The organism is Erysipelatoclostridium sp. MSK.7.34 (assembly GCF_019041935.1).
Lineage (GTDB): Bacteria > Bacillota_I > Bacilli_A > Erysipelotrichales > Coprobacillaceae > Thomasclavelia > Thomasclavelia ramosa.
On record NZ_JAHPYJ010000007.1, the window covers coordinates 1 to 16891 of the forward strand.

The following is a 16891-nucleotide window of genomic DNA, read 5'->3' on the forward strand; positions in this document are numbered from 1 at the left end:
ATCCTTCTGGATATTGACGTGTGTTTCTTAATTCTGTTTAGTTTTCAATGATCTCTCCGGCTTCTTTTGCCGACTTGAATATCTTACACTCTTTTCGCTTTTTAGTCAATCTTTTTTTTAACTTTTTTTGCTTTTTCTCTCCGGTCCTTACGTCCCTTTCCTCGAGTGCCTATTTAATTTACCATATCTCTTTTGTCTTGTAAAGCCTTTTTTGTCTTTTTTTGTAAAAAAATATAAAATCAATAAGTTTACTCAATTTGTTAATAAAATAACTCATTACTATCTAAGATAATTGTCACTGGCCCATCATTAATCAATGATACCTCCATCATTGCTCCAAATACTCCTCGTTCCACATTAATTCCCTTTTCTTCTAACTTTTTATTAAAAAAATCATAAAGCGGACTAGAAATATCTGGTTTAGCAGCATCGATAAAACTTGGTCTTCGTCCTTTTTTACAATTAGCATATAATGTGAACTGTGAAATTGATAAAACACTTCCTCCTACATCTAATAAAGATAGATTTAATTTATCATTTTCATCTTCAAATATTCTCAAATTCACTAATTTATCAACCATCTTTTCAACTAATAACTCGTCATCGCCATTAGTTATCCCAACTAAAACCATATATCCTTTATCAATAGCTCCTACAATTTCTCCTTCAATCTTAACACTACTTTGACTAACTTTCTGTACAACTAATCTCATTTTAATCCACCTATCTTTCAATCTTTAAAAATGTTATAATTATTATAACTGATTTTAAAAACGAAAGGAAGATAATATGTCATCAACCCTTGCCAATAGAATGCGACCTCAAAATTTAAAAGATATAATCGGACAACAACATTTAGTTGGACCAAATGCTATTTTAACTAAATTTGTTCAAAAAAGTCATCCATTTTCAATTATTTTATACGGTAGCCCCGGCTGTGGCAAAACAACAATTGCAATGGCCCTTGCAAATGATCTTGACATTCCATATCGCATCTTCAACGCTTCAACCGGAAATAAAAAAGAAATGGATGCAATTATTGAAGAAGCTAAGTTAAGTGGTAGTCTTTTTGTAATCATTGATGAAGTTCATCGACTTAATAAAGCGCGCCAAGATGATCTTCTTTCACACATGGAAAGTGGATTATTAATAGTCGCTGGATGTACTACAGCCAACCCATTTCATTCAATTAATCCAGCGATTCGTTCTCGTTGTCATATTCTCGAAGTTAGACCTTTAACTGTTGATGAAATTGTAGCTGGTTTAAATAAGGCAATGACTTCACCAAATGGTTTAAACAGCAAATATACGATTGAAAAAGAAGCATTGCATAGTATTGCAAAATTATGTAGTGGCGATATTCGCTATGGTTATAACTGTTTAGAAATTTGTACAATTGTTTGTGAAAATAATCATATTACTCAAGCTGATTTGAAAACTGCTGCTATTAAAACTAATGTTGTCTATGATAAAGACGAAGATAATTACTACGATACATTAAGTGGTTTGCAAAAATCAATCCGTGGTAGTGATCCTAATGGTGCTATGTATTATTTTGCTAAACTGATTGAATCAAAAGATATTGAATCTTTAGAACGGCGACTTATCACAACTGCTTATGAAGATATTGGTTTAGCCAATCCAAATGCGTGTATGCGTACGGTAATTGCTATGCAAGCCGCTAAAACAATCGGTTTTCCAGAAGCTCGAATTCCTATTGCTAGTGCAATTATCGATTTATGTTTATCACCAAAATCAAAATCTAGTGAAAATGCAATTGATGCTGCGTTAACTTCACTAAATGAACGTTCTTTAAAAACCCCTTCTTACTTACGTCTTACGCCGGTTGGTTTAGAAGATGATGAAAAGTATGATTATAGTCGGCCAGAATTGTGGGAATATATTCAGTATCTTCCAAAAGAACTAGGAAATACACAGTTCTATGTACCATGGATGACCAGTAATTATGAAAAAGCTTTAGCTGAGAATTATCGAAGAATTTTGAAACACGGGCGTACCAGTGATATAAAAAAACTAAATCAACAAAATAAGTAATAAAAATTGACATTTGCGTGCAGTAAAGGTAGACTTATTTATATAGAAAGGGAGCTCGTATGCGGGCTGAGAGGAAGTAATCTAACTTCGACCTGTATAACCTGATTTGGGTAATGCCAACGTAGGGATCTAGCCACTATTTTTGTTTATGTTCGGTTTGAACCTATTTTGGTCCAAACCTTTTTCTATACAAAAAAAGAATGGAGATAAAAAATGAATTACACAACACAAATGAATGCAGCAAAAAAGGGAATCATTACTCCTGAAATGAAAATTGTTGCGGCTAAAGAGAAAATGAATATTGAAGAATTGAAGACACTAATAGCCCAAGGAAAAGTTGTTATCCCAGCCAATAAGTATCATACCTGTATTAATGTAAATGGGATTGGTTCAATGCTTAAAACAAAAATTAATGTAAATCTTGGAACTTCTAGAGACTGGAAAGATTTAGATATGGAACTTAAAAAAGCTAATGATGCTGTCAATATGGGAGTTGAATCAATAATGGATTTAAGTTCATATGGCGATACTCAAAAATTCCGTCGCAAATTAACCAAAGAATGTCCCGCAATAATTGGAACAGTGCCAATCTACGATGCTGTAGTTTATTATCATAAGCCCTTAAAAGAAATTACTGCTCGACAATGGATCGATATTGTTGAGATGCATGCTCGCGACGGAGTAGATTTTATGACAATTCATGTAGGAATTAATAAAAATACAGCTCAACGTTTTAAAGAAAATAAGCGTCTTACTAATATCGTTTCTCGAGGCGGTTCAATTATTTTTGCTTGGATGGAAATGACTGGTCAAGAAAATCCTTTTTATGAATACTATGATGAAATCCTTGATATTTGTCAAAAATATGATGTAACAATAAGTTTAGGTGATGCTTGCCGTCCTGGTTCAATCGAAGATGCTGGCGATATAAGTCAAATTGAAGAATTGGTGACTTTGGGAGAACTTACAAAACGTGCATGGCAAAAAGATGTTCAAGTAATTGTTGAGGGTCCAGGTCACATGGCTTTAAATCAAATCGAAGCTAATATAAAAATTCAACAAACCATTTGCCAGGGAGCCCCATTTTATGTTCTTGGTCCACTAGTTACTGATATTGCCCCAGGTTATGACCATATCACAGCTGCAATTGGCGGTGCATTGGCTGCCGCTAATGGTGCTGCTTTTCTATGTTATGTAACTCCTGCTGAACATCTTCGTCTCCCTGATCTAAATGATGTTAAAGAAGGAATCATCGCATCTAAAATTGCAGCACATGCTGCCGATATTGCGAAAGGTATCAAAGGGGCAAAAGATTTGGACTACCAAATGAGTTGTGCCAGAAAAAATTTAGACTGGGAAAAAATGTTTGAATTAGCCATTGATCCTAAAAAAGCACGTACATACCGCCAACAAGCAAAACCTGAAAAAGAAGATACTTGCAGTATGTGCGGTAATTTCTGTGCTATAAAAAATATGAATCGAATTTTAAATGGAGAAATTGTTAATATTTATGATGAATAAAAAAGTCGTCTGTTTCCAGACGGCTTTTAATATATAAAGAGTAATAAAAATTCAACTATTTTAGCATTTAGATTATGCTGTCGCAAGATAAAATTACTAATCATTTCTAGTGAACAATTAGTGCTAACTAATGTATGAACACCATTTGCAGAACTTCCAATTGCAACATAACCATGAGCCATACCCCCAATTGCGAGTTTGGAGGCAATTGCCATACCTCCAATTGCATAGATTCCTATTGCCATTCCACCTACAGCAAAATAGCCAATACTTAGCCCTCCTAAGCTAATTCCCCCTATAGCAATTCCTGCTAATGTCAATAAACCAATTGCCAGACCGCCAAGACTAAATACACCAAGTGCTAAAGCCCCAAAACTAAAAAGCCCTACCGCAATATTGCCAATTGCAATAATTCCTTTCGCAATTCTAAAACCACGACCTAAATTAATATGAATTAATGGAACATTTCCAATTTTAAATTTACTCTTATATTCATAAGTAAAGAGATGACGCACTACACTTCTCAATTCTTCACGGTCAACTGTAACATAATCATTACTTTCATGTCTAATTAATTCATCTAAAGATATACCAAATAGATCAGCAATTTCAATTATTCGTTCTAATTCAGGTGTAGATTGACCTGATTCCCACTTACTTACCGATTGTCTCGATACTCCTAACCGAAAAGCTAATTCCTCTTGCGACAATCCCTTTTGTTTTCGATATTTATTTAAGTTGTCATTAAACATCATTTATTTCTTCCTCCTGACAACCATGATTATAGTTTTTTTATTCCAAATCACAATAAACTACGGCTAGGCAATCTGTCAACTAACAGTTGCATAAACAATAAAAGGGTATAATTACCCTTCTAATTCACTGATAACTGCATTAATCGTCTCATTAAAATTATTTAGATTCACATTAAACCAAATAACCGGAACTTGATTATTAAACCAAGTATATTGACGCTTTGCATAATTACGAGAATTCTTTTTTATCAACTCCAAAGTTTCATCAAGTGTTTGAGTTCCCTGATAATAAGCAAACCATTCCTTGTACCCGATTGCTTTCATGCTTTGCATTTCACGGGTATAATTCTTTTTCATTAAGCCATCTATTTCTTGAAGCAATCCCTGCTCCATCATCAAATCAACACGTTGATCGATCCGCTGATATAAACTTTCACGTTCTAATGTCAGCCCAATAAATTTAGCATTATAAATTAATTCATGATTTTGTTTGGCAAGTGTTTCACTTTTTTTTACCCCTGTACTTTCATAAATTGCAATTGCTCTTAAGACCCGTTGACGATTATTAGGATGAAGCTCTTTAGCACTTGCTTTATCAATCTCAATTAAATAATTGTATAACTCTTCATTTGAATAATCTTGATACTTCTCAACATATTCTTGATGATTAGTTTGACTTTCACTAAATTCATAATCATAAAGTGCTGCTTTAATATATAATCCTGTACCACCTACAATAATCGGCAATTTACCACGTGATATTATTTCTTTTATTTTTAAACGAACTTCATCTTGAAAATCTTTTACACTATAGCTTTCAGTTGGTTCCTTAACATCAATCAAATGATGAACAATACCTTCCATTTCATCATCTGTTACTTTAGCCGTTCCAATATCCATTGTTTTATATATTTGCATCGAATCACCGCTAATCACTTCGCCATTAAAATGCTTAGCTAGAGCAACGCCCATCCTAGTTTTTCCAACCCCAGTCGGACCAACTACAACAATAACTTTCTCCATTACACGACCCTCTTAAATAACTTTTCAATTTCATAAGTTGAATAATATATAATTGTTGGTCTTCCATGCGGACAAACGTATGGATTATCACAACGCATTAAATTATCAATAATATTTTGCATCCCCTCGGTTGATAAATGTGTATTTGCTTTTAATGAAGCTTTACAACTAAGCGTAGCAATTGCATGATCTTGTAATTTGATGACATCGATTTTATTATCATTTAATAACTGCGTCATCATATCTTCAATAAATACTTGCTCATCAATATTTTGCATCCATAACGGTAATTGCTTTATTACATAACCGCTATTACCAAAAACCTCAAGATTAATTCCAACTTTAGTCAATAAGTCTTTCCTTTCCTCAATAATCAAAAATTCACTTAAAGGATATTCAAGTGTGATCGGTACTAATAAATCCCGCATTGATAGATCAAGATTTTGATATTTTTCCAAAAAATACTCATAATTGATTCTTTCTTGCCCAGCATGCTGATCAACAATATACATTCCTGTTTCATCTTCACAAATTATATATGTACCATGAACCTGTCCTTTAACAAATAACTTCTTTTTCATTAATTTTTCACGTGGCTCAACTTTTGTCTCAATAATTTGTTGATCGGGGATAATGTATTCACTAGTTTCTTCCTTAACAAAAGTAAAATCATCGAAAGATGCGTCTTTAAAAACAACTTCTTGATCATTTTGAGGAAAATCAGCTTCAAATCGTGGTTGCTCTATTGTTTTAATGGGTACTGACTCATAAGTTAAATCAAGACTAGGTTGTTCCAAATTCAAAGGCGCCTTAGTTTTTTTATATTCAGCGGTCGCATCGTAAGTCAAATTAACTTTTGCAAGAGCATCACTAACACCTTGATAAATTAATTCACGTAATTGACTTTCTTTAGAAAAACGTACCTCCAGCTTTGAGGGATGCACATTAACATCTACTAAATAAGGATCTATTTCAATATTAACAATCGCAATTGGATAACGTTTATCAGCTAAATATCGACGATATGCATTATTAATACTATCAACACTCACTTTATTTTTAACTACCCGTGAATTTACCATTGTCACCATATGATTCTTACTAGCACGATTCACATCAATTTTTGAAACATAACCCGTCACATGAAATTCATCATCTTCAAAATCCACTGGAATCATTGCTTTGGCAACATTTAATCCATAAATGTTCGAGATAACTTCCAACAAATTACCATTTCCATTGGTCTTATAAATTGTTCTGCCATTATGAACTAACATAAAAGCAATGTGCGGATGAGATAAAGATAGCCGTTCCAAATATGTTTGAATATTAGCAAACTCAGCATTAGTCGATTTTATATATTTTAATCGAGCTGGGACATTTTGAAATAATTTTTCAACTTTGATATTAGTCCCTTTTTTACTATCACTTTCATTACACTCAACAAAGCGTCCATATTCATAAGTAACAGTTGTCCCTGTTCCTCCTGTACTCGTTTTCAATTCAAAATTACTAATTGAAGCAATCGAAGGAATTGCTTCACCTCTAAACCCTAAAGTTTGAATGCAAAACAAATCTTGATCATCTTTGATTTTACTAGTAGCATGACGTGAAAAACATAGTAAGGCATCTTCTTTGACCATTCCCTCACCATTATCAATTATTTGAATCAAGTTTAATCCACCTTCTTCAATAATCACATCTATCTTCGTACTGTTTGCATCAATACTATTTTCGACTAGTTCTTTAACTACATTTGCCGGTCTTTCAATCACCTCACCAGCAGCGATTTTATTAGCCAATACATCATCTAGCTGTCTTATTTTTTGCAAATATATCACCTACTTTTCATTTAATTTCTTTAATTCAATCAATGTTGATAAAGCATCAATTGGTGAAAGCGCCATTGGATCAATACCTTCTAAATATTTTTCCACTACACTTACGGTTACTGGTGGAGCTTCTTTTAAAGTATCATCGCTTAAATGATGCTCAATATTATTTTCCTCTAAAGCTTCTAATAGTACATTAGCACGATTTAATACTGCATCTGGTAATTTTGCTAATTTAGCAACATTGACACCATAAGATTTATTTGACCGTCCTGGTTTGATACGGTATAAAAAGACAAGATCATCATTTTCAATTGAAGCACTAGCATGGACATTTTTAATTCCAAGATTCTTTTCTTCTAAGAATGTTAATTCATGATAATGAGTTGAAAATAATGTAATACACTTAATCTTTGCAGCGATATACTCGATCATAGCTTGAGCAATTGCCATCCCATCAAAAGTTGCAGTCCCTCGACCTATCTCATCAAAAATAATCAATGAATTTTCTGTTGCAAAGCGTAAAGCATTATTAGCTTCTAACATTTCAACCATAAAAGTTGACTGCCCGGAAATTAAATCATCACTAGCCCCGATTCGAGTAAAAATTTGATCAAAAATTGGAATACAAGCTTCGCTACATGGAACAAAACACCCTATTTGTCCCATCAGTGCAATTAAAGCAATCGTTCGCATATAAGTCGATTTACCACCCATATTAGGTCCTGTAATCAACATCACTGGATTAGCAGCATCAATATTTACATCATTCGAAACATATGTTCCTTGTGCCATAACCCGTTCAATTACGCCATGACGACCATCAACTACTTTAAACACTTTATTATGATTGAAAGTTGGCCGAACATAACTATTCTCACTAGAAATCATTGCTAATGATTGAAAAACATCAATTTTAGCAATAATTTTAGCAACATCCTGAATAGCATGAACATCTTTTTTTATGTAATTTCTAATTTCTGTAAATAATGCATATTCTAGTTTTATCATTTTATCTTGTGCACTAAGTAATTTTGATTCCATCTCTTTTAATTCTGGTGTCACAAAACGTTCAGCATTAGATAAACTTTGTTTACGAGTATAATTAAATTCATCTTTAACTAATGATAGATTTCCTTTAGTCACTTCAATATAATATCCAAAGACACGGTTATATCCTACTTTTAATCCTTTTATTCCTGTTTTATCACGCTCATTTTGCTCAAATTGAGCTAACCACTGTTTACCATGATCACGGATATAACGAAGTTCATCAAGTTCTTCATTAAATCCTTCCTTGATTAAATTTCCTTCTTTTACAGTTAATGGCGGATTATCAACAATTGCTTGATCAATCAAATTAGTAATGTGACTTAAATCAGTAAAATGATCTGCCAAGGCACTAATTAAAGGTTCATCTAACGATAATAATTGATTTTTTAATTCTGGAACTACTTTTAAGGAACTGCTAATCCACTTTAGATCACGAGCATTAATATTTCCAAAAGCAATTCGTGAAGATAGTCTTTCAAGATCGTAAATATCTTTCAGAATTTCTTTAATACTTTCTCGTTGAATAAAATGATTAGTAAAGATCTCTACGATATCCAAACGTTCTTCTATTTGTTCTTGATTAATTAGAGGTCGTTCGATCCATTGTTTTAACATCCGTGATCCCATTGCTGTTTTAGTTTGATCTAAAAGCCAAAATAGACTTCCATATTTATCATTACTTTTAGCACTACTCGTCAGTTCTAAAGCTTTTTTTGTATAAAGATCCATTGTCACATAATCTTCATTATTAATTTCTTCAATTATCTGTAAATGTTCCAATTCTCTTTTTTGTGTATCTAATAAATAATTAAGCAGTAATGACGCTGTTTTAATTTGTTTTAAATCATTGATTTTGCTAAAAATCTTATCATACTTTTCATTATAATTATCGTGTGCAAATGGTGAAGATAAAATATCATCAAATTCACGTATTTGATTTGGTAAAGTGACAATTTCCTTAACTGCCATTGTTTCTAGCTGATTCAATAATAATTTCTCTTTCTTTTCAATATTGACCACACTAAATTCGCCGGTTGTGATATCACAAAAAGCTAAAGTATAAGTAAAATCAAATTCTTCTAAGGCAGCAATATAATTGTTTTTATTATTTGTCAGAGATTCATCAAAGATAGTTCCTGGAGTAATGATCTGTACCACCCCACGTTCTACGATTCCTCGTTTCCCAGGTTCTGTTAACTGTTCAACAATCGCAACCCGATGTCCATTATCAACTAATTTTTGAATATATCCACTAGCCGAATGGAAAGGTACCCCACACATTGGAACCCGTTCAGGAGCTCCAGCATTTTTCCCTGTTAAAGCAATTTCTAATTCTTTAGAAACCATTATGGCATCGTCAAAGAACATTTCATAGAAATCCCCTAATCTAAACATAACGATTGAATCTTGATTTTCTTCTTTTATTGATAAATATTGCATCATCATTGGACTATATTTTGGTTTCATCAATTAACCTCACTTCTAAAAAATTACTATCACATTATAACACAAGTAACCTCAAAAGAAAAAAGGCTTCCGCCTTTATTTGATAAAATTTTCATCGACTGTTAAATTTTCTAATTCATCCCATGTCTCATTCTCTGCTTTAGTTTCTACTCGCATTGTTGTTTTACCAACAACACTTAATGAGATTTCTTTTTCAATCTCAATGACAACTTTATCTTCCAACTTATTTACACTAATACATTTTGGTTCACGATTACAGGTAACCATTAATTCATCACCCTCATCAAAATTTCGGGTTTCTTTTTTCACTAAATCTAATTCGTTTAAGTAGCTTACAGTTTGCTTCAATAGACTACTATCATCATTGATACTGTACCATAGATGAACGTCAAAAGTTCCCAAAACAACAGGTTTCCCATCTTTAAAAGCTGCGTTATAACGATGGTTAGTAATCCAACACCCTAGAATTTTGTCATATCCTTCAATCGAAAACGGATATTTATTAAGGGTTCTTTTTTTCCCTTTAGCAATTACTGCCTGAGTAATGATTTCACGAATATTATTTGCCATGTTCTCACCTATTTTAATATATGTTGGAAATTAAAAAAAATGAACAAAAAAACGCGAATTAATCGCGTTTTAGTTTTGATGTCCATTTCCAGATGTAGAATCTTTTAAAACTACATCATGTGCGCCACCTTCAACAATACTAGTTGAGGAAACAAGCGTAATTTTTGCTTTCTCTTGTAATTCTGGAATAGTTAAGGCTCCACAGTTACACATTGTTGACTTGATTTTACTTAAAGTTAAACCAACATTATCTTTTAAGCTACCGGCATATGGTACATATGAGTCAACTCCTTCTTCAAAAGAAAGTTTAGAATCACCACCCATATCATAACGTTGCCAGTTACGAGCACGAGCAGAACCTTCACCCCAGTATTCCTTCATATACTGACCGTTGATACTAACTTTATTAGTTGGAGATTCATCAAATCTTGAGAAATATCTACCTAACATGATGAAATCAGAACCCATAGCTAAAGCCAATGTCATATGGTAATCATGAACGATCCCACCGTCAGAGCAGATTGGAATATAAATTCCTGTTTCTTTAAAATATTCATCACGTGCTTTAGCAACTTCAATTGTAGCCGTTGCTTGCCCACGACCAATTCCTTTTTGTTCACGAGTGATACAGATTGATCCACCACCAATACCAATCTTAACAAAATCTGCTCCAGATTCAGCTAAAAATCTAAAACCATCCGCATCAACAACATTACCAGCTCCAACTTTAACGCTATCACCATAATGTTCTCTGATCCAGTCAATCGTAATTTTTTGCCATTCTGTAAAGCCTTCTGATGAATCAATACATAAAACATCAGCACCTGCTTCTACTAAAGCCGGTACACGTTCGGCAAAATCACGAGTATTGATTCCAGCGCCTACCACATAACGTTTCGAATCATCTAATAGTTCGTTTGGGTTTGATTTTCTTGTTTCATAGTCTTTTCTAAAGACAAAATATGCTAATTTTTGATCATCATCAATAATAGGTAAAGCATTTAACTTATTATCCCAAATAAGATCATTTGCTTCTTTTAAAGTAATTCCAATGTGCCCACAGATTAATTTATCATATGGTGTCATGAACTCAGTTACTTTTGTATCTAAATCCATTCTAGAAACTCGGTAATCTCTGCCTGTTACGATTCCTAATAATTTTCCATTGGCACTACCATCCTCAGTTACTGCCATTGTTGAATGTCCAGTTTTCTCTTTTAAAGCAATTACATCTGCAAGTGTATCACTAATACTTAAATTAGAGTCACTTGGAACAAATCCTGCTTTATAAGTTTTAGCTCGTTTAACCATAGCTGCTTGATCTTCAATCGTTTGTGATCCATAAATAAATGAAACCCCACCCTCTCTTGCAAGAGCTACTGCCATTTTATCATCAGATACAGCTTGCATTACCGCTGAAACTAGGGGAATATTTAATGATAACGCAGGTTCTTCACCTTTTTTAAATTTAACTAATGGTGTCTTTAAGCTAACATTTTTAGCTTGACACTCAGCAGATGAATATCCAGGTACTAAAAGATATTCATTAAATGTGCGTGATGGTTCATCAAAAAAATATGCCATTTTCTATCTCCTTTTCTATGTCGTTTTGTGTAATATTTCATAAATTATAATTAGGATCAATCGTTAAGTCAAGCCCTATTTTAATAATTGTCCGTTTATATATGTATTTATCGATTGCAAAAGACTATCTACTTCTTCCTTCAAGTATAAATAATTAACAACTAATGGATGATTCTCAAATTCATCTTTAATTTTTTGATATTCTTCAATTGTTTTAACAACTGTTTCATCTTGTTTTGACTTTTGATTTACAATCTTCTTTTGATATGCTTTCATCTTTGCTTCAAGTTTTTCTATCTTATCATCCTGATGAATTAGCTGCTCATACTTTTGATATTCTTTAATGACATCAAGATTCAATAAATATTTATTTAACTGTTTAGCACAATCCAAACTACGATTCAATTGATTCACCTTTCAAAGCCCATGTTTTGGCTTCAGTTATTTTTACTTTAATAATTTTTCCAATATCTTTAGGATCACCTTTAAAGTTTACCAATTTTTGATGCCGAGTATACCCAGTCAACATTGAATCATCCTTCTTAGATGTTCCTTCAACTAATACTTCGACAATCTTATTTAAGAAACGTTGATTTTGCTTATACGCTTTTTCATTAACGATTTCATTCAATTTATATAATCGTTGGTCTTTTTCATCACTTGCTACATTATCAACCATTTTCGCGGCTGGTGTTCCTGCCCGAGGTGAGTAGACAAATGTATAAGCTAAATCATATTCACACTCTTGATATAAAGACAATGTATCTAGATATTGTTCATGAGTTTCATTTGGAAACCCCACGATAATATCTGTCGTGACTGTGCAGTCAGGAATATATTCTTTGATCTTATGGAATAATTCTAGATATTGTTCACGACTATAACGGCGCCCCATCAACTTTAATACTTCATTATTCCCCGATTGAACTGGTAAATGAATTGCCGGCATGATATTATCATATTTCGCAATAATTTTGATCATATCTTCACTAAAATCCCAAGGATGACTCGTTGTAAAACGAATTCGTGGAATATTTGTTTTAGCGACATCCTCAAGTAAGTTTGAGAAATTATAATCCTCACCTAAATCTTTACCATAACTGTTAACATTTTGCCCAAGAAGCGTTATTTCTTGATAGCCTTCAGCAACCAGTTCTTCAACTTCTTTGATAATATCTTTTGCTAAACGAGAACGTTCTTTTCCACGTGTATAAGGAACGATACAATAAGTACAAAATTTATTACATCCATACATGATATTTACCCATGCTTTATACTTGTTGTCCCGTCTAACTGGTGCATTTTCAATTACATCGCCCTCTTTAGACCAAACTTCAACAATCATCTCTTTACTATAAAGTGCATCTTTTAATAACTCAGGTAATCGATGTATGTTGTGAGTACCAAAAATCAAATCAACATGGGGATGCTTTTCCAATATCCGATTAACAACAACCTCTTCTTGAGCCATACATCCACACATTGCGAAAATTAGATTTGGATTAGTCTTCTTTAAATTTTTGACATATCCAACTTTTCCAAATACCTTTTCTTCGGCATTTTCACGAATTGCACAAGTATTTAAAACAATCACGTCAGCCTCTTTAATTTCTGTAGTCGGTTGATATGACATACTTTCCAATATTCCTGATAAAGTTTCACTGTCACGTTCATTTGCTTGACACCCATATGTTTGAATATAATATTTTTTTCCTAGTCCAACTTTGACCATATCTCCTGGAACATGATAGGCATCATCATAGCGACCAACTTCGTCACGACTTCTTCTTTTAGCCTCATTTAATGAAGGCCCTTTAAAATAATTACTATAATCTTTCATTTATTCACCACTTTTCTATCATATTATATACATAAATCTCTATTATTTCCACAAGAAAAAATTCATTTTTATTAAATCTAATTCTTGCTTTTATCGTAAATAAAAAAAATAAGGACTTACGTCCTTATTATCCGAAGAATCCATCTGGTTGAATAGAGAAGTATAAAACTGCTCCATCAGGTGTCTTTTTAAAAAGACTCTTACAATGTCCAGCTGCTTCATCTGGTGTAAGTTCTGTTTCACATTCAATTTCAGCCTTGATTCCAGTTTTTTTAATGAATTTACATTTTACTTTATCATCTTCATATCCATCAAAAAAATCGATTAATTTTTGTGTTTGTGCAGTTTGCATTAATAATTTACATTTTGCCATAATAAATCTCCTCCTATATCACGCCTACTATTATAACGCAAAACACTAAAAAAAGAAACCCTTTTCATCTAAAGTAGGGTTACTTTTTTTGTTAAGTTTTTATTACTTAAAATTATCGTAATTCTAACAATAACCTAAGTGCTGTGATTTCCTTATCATCAACAATTAGATCATGAAATGAAGGAATACAGACAATTTCATTTCCAGTTGGGATAATATAACCCCGAGCAATTGCAATTGCCTTAATTGCTTGATTTAAAGCAGCAGCTCCAATAACCTGAATCTGTAATTTAGATTCATTTCTAATCATACTAGCAATAGCGCCAGCCACATTATTAGGGCATGACGTTGATGATACTTTAATTGTTTCCATAATTTTCCTCCTAAAAAAATATATGAAAACATTTAATTATTATACCTAATATGGATGATCTTGATTAATTAAGATTCGTTCAATCGCTACAGGTGTATTTTCCTCAAAAGTAATTATTACTCCAGATAACTGACCACTACTTTCAGCTACGATAAATGGCGCTCCAAAACCTCTTAGCCTTGTGACGATTGCATCAAGATCGCAACCAATTGCGCTCATATACGGCCCCGTCATCCCTACATCACTGATGAAAGCTAATTTACTATCAATTATCTTTTCATCAGCAGTCTGGACATGAGTATGTGTTCCAAGAACAGCACTTGCCTTATCTTTAACATAATGTGCAAAAGCGATTTTTTCACTTGTTGCTTCACCATGAAAATCTATGATATGAATATCATGCGGTAAATCAAGATACTCATCAATTACTTCAAATGGATTTGAAGTACGACTATCCATAAAAGCAACACCTAATACGCTAGTTATCCTAATCAATTTACCTTTTACATTAAATACCCGTGATTTAACTCCAGGTAGTACTTTTGGCTGATTGATTGGTACAATCAATTTATCCGCTTCATCAATATAGTCATATAATTCCTTTTTATCAAAAGTATGATTTCCCATTGTCATGGCTTGAATTCCCTGAAATGATAACTCATCATAATGGCGTTTTAGTAAACCTTTTCCATGACTTGTATTTTCAACATTTGCTATTACAAAATCAATTTGATTATCTTTTACAATACGATGCAAATAATCTTCAATCATTTCACGTCCAATTGAACCAAATACATCACCAATAAATAATATTTTCATTTTATTTCCCTTTCAAATAAAAGGATAGGCTATGCCTATCCCTATTTAGCAACTTCACTTGCTCTTACTTCACGAATTACTGTAACTTTGATATGTCCTGGATATGTAAGCTCTTCTTCAATCTTCGTTTTAATATCACGAGCAATTTTATGAGACATCAAGTCATCTACTTTATCTGGCTTAACAACAATTCGAACTTCACGTCCTGCTTGAATTGCAAAAACCCGATCAACTCCATCAAAGCTTTTTGCCATTTCTTCAAGTTTTTCTAGTCGTTGAATATAGTTCTCAATTGTCTCACTACGACTACCTGGGCGTGCTGCACTCAAAGTATCAGCAGCAGCAACCAAAATTGATATTACACTTGTTGCAGGTACATCACCATGATGTGATTCAATTGCATTTACAACTGTAGCATGTTCACCATGTTTTTTAGCAAATTTTGCTCCTAATTCCACATGGCTCCCTTCCATTTCGTGGTCAACTGCCTTACCAAGATCATGTAATAAACCAGCCCGTCGAGCTAGTTGTTGATTTAAACCTAATTCAGCAGCCATGATTCCTGCTAAATGAGCAACTTCCAATGAATGTTGTAAGGCGTTTTGGCCATAACTAGTACGATACTTAAGTTTTCCTAACATCATGATAATATCTTTATCAATTTTTGAAATTCCTAATTCAAAAACGGCATCTTCACCTGTTTTGCGAATCACTTCATCTAATTCATTTTTAGTTTTTTGAACTACTTCTTCGATTCTACCTGGTTGAATTCGGCCATCACGAATCAAAGTCTCCAATGATAATCTAGCAATTTCTCTTCTAACAGGATCGAAGCATGAAATTGTAATAGCTTCAGGAGTATCATCAATTATTAAATCTACCCCAGTACATTGTTCGATTGCTTTTATATTGCGACCTTCACGTCCAATAATTCTTCCCTTCATTTCTTCACTTGGAAGAGCGACAACAGAAACTGTTCTTTCAATTGTTTCTTCTTGAGCATAACGATTAATCGCATTAGCGATTATATCACGAGAAAGCAGACTTGCTTTTGATCTAGCTTCCTCCTCTTGATCTTTAATATAAGCCGTCATCTCTGTAGCAGTTTGTTGTTCAACCTGCTTAAATAATTCTTGCTTAGCTTCATTTGCTGACATTGCAGCAATTTTTTCTAATTCACCAATTTTAGCATTGATTTTTTCTTTTAATTCAGCTTCTAGTTTACCTAGTCCGGCTTCTCTTTCGTCTAATTGTACTACTTTTTGCGCTAAAACATCTTCTTTCCCTTGAACAGCAATATCACGACGATCAACTGTTTGTTCACGTTGTAAAAGTTTATTTTCAAGTTCATTAATTTCTTGTTTTTGTTCTTTAGCTTCTTTTTCAGCTTGAAGTTTTAACTCATATGCTTCTGTCTTAGCATCTAAAATTGCTTCTTTAACAAGATTGTCCGCTTTGGCAGTTGCATCATCTATAATCTTTGCAGCACTTACGTTAGCTTTAGAGATTTTTAATTTATTAATTAAATAATTAATAAAAAAACCTAAAGCCACAGCTAGAACATAGGTTAAAATAGAAAAGGCAATATTTCCTGGCATATTTGTCCTCCATTTTCTTCTATGTAAA

The 16891-nt window shown here is 33.0% G+C and carries 15 protein-coding genes and 1 riboswitch; of the genes, 2 read left to right on the forward strand and 13 right to left on the reverse strand.

Annotated features, from left to right (window positions below):
• Positions 1-260: 260 nt before the first annotated feature.
• Positions 261-713 carry a D-aminoacyl-tRNA deacylase gene (gene dtd / locus KTF99_RS06550; RefSeq protein ID WP_003534383.1) on the reverse strand — a complete coding sequence of 151 codons (453 nt, stop codon included), beginning with the start codon at positions 711-713 and terminating at the stop codon, positions 261-263.
• 76 nt (positions 714-789) lie between these two features.
• Between dtd and KTF99_RS06555 the strand changes: the two genes are divergently transcribed.
• Positions 790-2055 carry a replication-associated recombination protein A gene (locus KTF99_RS06555; RefSeq protein WP_008792712.1) on the forward strand — a complete coding sequence of 422 codons (1266 nt, stop codon included), beginning with the start codon at positions 790-792 and terminating at the stop codon, positions 2053-2055.
• Between the two features lie 37 nt (positions 2056-2092).
• Positions 2093-2200: riboswitch (TPP riboswitch) on the forward strand.
• 68 nt (positions 2201-2268) lie between these two features.
• Entirely contained in the window at positions 2269-3576 is a 1308-nt protein-coding gene (thiC, locus tag KTF99_RS06560) for a phosphomethylpyrimidine synthase ThiC (protein WP_008792713.1), read from the forward strand.
• 26 nt (positions 3577-3602) lie between these two features.
• Here the strand turns inward: thiC and KTF99_RS06565 are convergent, their stop codons facing one another.
• From KTF99_RS06565 to rny, 12 genes are all read right to left on the reverse strand, one after another.
• Positions 3603-4331, reverse strand: a complete 729-nt coding sequence (locus tag KTF99_RS06565; protein WP_029482479.1) for a helix-turn-helix domain-containing protein — start codon at positions 4329-4331, stop codon at positions 3603-3605.
• Between the two features lie 111 nt (positions 4332-4442).
• Positions 4443-5354, reverse strand: coding sequence for a tRNA (adenosine(37)-N6)-dimethylallyltransferase MiaA (miaA, locus tag KTF99_RS06570; protein ID WP_008792714.1), 912 nt, complete (start codon positions 5352-5354; stop codon positions 4443-4445).
• Complete coding sequence (gene mutL / locus KTF99_RS06575; protein WP_008792715.1) at positions 5354-7186, reverse strand: DNA mismatch repair endonuclease MutL; 1833 nt, start codon at positions 7184-7186, stop codon at positions 5354-5356. Before mutL ends, miaA begins: the two co-directional genes overlap by 1 nt.
• A 9-nt stretch (positions 7187-7195) precedes the next feature.
• Entirely contained in the window at positions 7196-9706 is a 2511-nt protein-coding gene (mutS, locus tag KTF99_RS06580; RefSeq protein ID WP_008792716.1) for a DNA mismatch repair protein MutS, read from the reverse strand.
• A gap of 75 nt (positions 9707-9781) precedes the next feature.
• Positions 9782-10276: an outer spore coat protein CotE gene (gene cotE, locus KTF99_RS06585; protein WP_003534390.1), complete on the reverse strand. Its 495-nt coding sequence runs from the start codon at positions 10274-10276 to the stop codon at positions 9782-9784.
• A gap of 69 nt (positions 10277-10345) precedes the next feature.
• Positions 10346-11860, reverse strand: a complete 1515-nt coding sequence (locus KTF99_RS06590; RefSeq protein ID WP_008792717.1) for an IMP dehydrogenase — start codon at positions 11858-11860, stop codon at positions 10346-10348.
• A 75-nt stretch (positions 11861-11935) separates the two neighbouring features.
• Positions 11936-12274: a YlbF family regulator gene (locus KTF99_RS06595; protein ID WP_003534392.1), complete on the reverse strand. Its 339-nt coding sequence runs from the start codon at positions 12272-12274 to the stop codon at positions 11936-11938.
• A complete protein-coding gene (gene miaB / locus KTF99_RS06600) occupies positions 12255-13700 on the reverse strand; it encodes a tRNA (N6-isopentenyl adenosine(37)-C2)-methylthiotransferase MiaB (RefSeq protein ID WP_003534393.1) in 1446 nt (481 codons plus the stop codon). Before miaB ends, KTF99_RS06595 begins: the two co-directional genes overlap by 20 nt.
• Positions 13701-13827: 127 nt before the next feature.
• A complete protein-coding gene (locus tag KTF99_RS06605; protein ID WP_003534394.1) occupies positions 13828-14073 on the reverse strand; it encodes a hypothetical protein in 246 nt (81 codons plus the stop codon).
• A 112-nt stretch (positions 14074-14185) separates the two neighbouring features.
• Entirely contained in the window at positions 14186-14446 is a 261-nt protein-coding gene (locus KTF99_RS06610; RefSeq protein WP_003534395.1) for a stage V sporulation protein S, read from the reverse strand.
• A gap of 45 nt (positions 14447-14491) precedes the next feature.
• Complete coding sequence (locus tag KTF99_RS06615) at positions 14492-15265, reverse strand: TIGR00282 family metallophosphoesterase (RefSeq protein WP_003534396.1); 774 nt, start codon at positions 15263-15265, stop codon at positions 14492-14494.
• A 41-nt stretch (positions 15266-15306) separates the two neighbouring features.
• Positions 15307-16863: a ribonuclease Y gene (gene rny / locus KTF99_RS06620; RefSeq protein WP_003534398.1), complete on the reverse strand. Its 1557-nt coding sequence runs from the start codon at positions 16861-16863 to the stop codon at positions 15307-15309.
• Between the last annotated feature and the right edge of the window lie 28 nt (positions 16864-16891).